The organism is Streptomyces sp. NPDC038213, from assembly GCF_055600495.1.
The window spans coordinates 1-1,059 of record NZ_JBVJYM010000082.1 but is presented as its reverse complement, the minus strand read 5'-3'; the positions used below and the strand labels follow the sequence as shown (position 1 = coordinate 1,059).

General features: G+C 55.8%; 1 rRNA gene. It reads right to left on the bottom strand.

The window, feature by feature from the left end:
- Positions 1–32 precede the first annotated feature (32 nt).
- Positions 33–1,059, bottom strand: a 23S ribosomal RNA gene (locus tag ACZ7JZ_RS36055); the annotation flags it as partial.

Here is a 1,059-nt window from a genome sequence, read left to right as displayed (position 1 = left end):
CTTCAGAACTAACACAGTGGACGCGAGCAACTGAGGACAAGCCCTCGGCCTATTAGTACCAGTCAGCTCCACCCGTTACCGGGCTTCCACATCTGGCCTATCAACCCAGTCGTCTACTGGGAGCCTTACCCTCTCAAGGAGGTGGGAATACTAATCTTGAAGCAGGCTTCCCGCTTAGATGCTTTCAGCGGTTATCCCTCCCGAACGTAGCCAACCAGCCATGCCCTTGGCAGGACAACTGGCACACCAGAGGTTCGTCCGTCCCGGTCCTCTCGTACTAGGGACAGCCCTTCTCAATATTCCTACGCGCACAGCGGATAGGGACCGAACTGTCTCACGACGTTCTAAACCCAGCTCGCGTACCGCTTTAATGGGCGAACAGCCCAACCCTTGGGACCGACTCCAGCCCCAGGATGCGACGAGCCGACATCGAGGTGCCAAACCATCCCGTCGATATGGACTCTTGGGGAAGATCAGCCTGTTATCCCCGGGGTACCTTTTATCCGTTGAGCGACGGCGCTTCCACAAGCCACCGCCGGATCACTAGTCCCGACTTTCGTCCCTGCTCGACCCGTCGGTCTCACAGTCAAGCTCCCTTGTGCACTTACACTCAACACCTGATTGCCAACCAGGCTGAGGGAACCTTTGGGCGCCTCCGTTACCCTTTGGGAGGCAACCGCCCCAGTTAAACTACCCATCAGACACTGTCCCTGATCCGGATCACGGACCGAGGTTAGACATCCAGCACGACCAGAGTGGTATTTCAACGGCGACTCCACAACCACTGGCGTGGCTGCTTCAAAGTCTCCCACCTATCCTACACAAGCCGAACCGAACACCAATATCAAACTGTAGTAAAGGTCCCGGGGTCTTTCCGTCCTGCTGCGCGAAACGAGCATCTTTACTCGTAGTGCAATTTCACCGGGCCTATGGTTGAGACAGTCGAGAAGTCGTTACGCCATTCGTGCAGGTCGGAACTTACCCGACAAGGAATTTCGCTACCTTAGGATGGTTATAGTTACCACCGCCGTTTACTGGCGCTTAAGTTCTCAGCTTCGC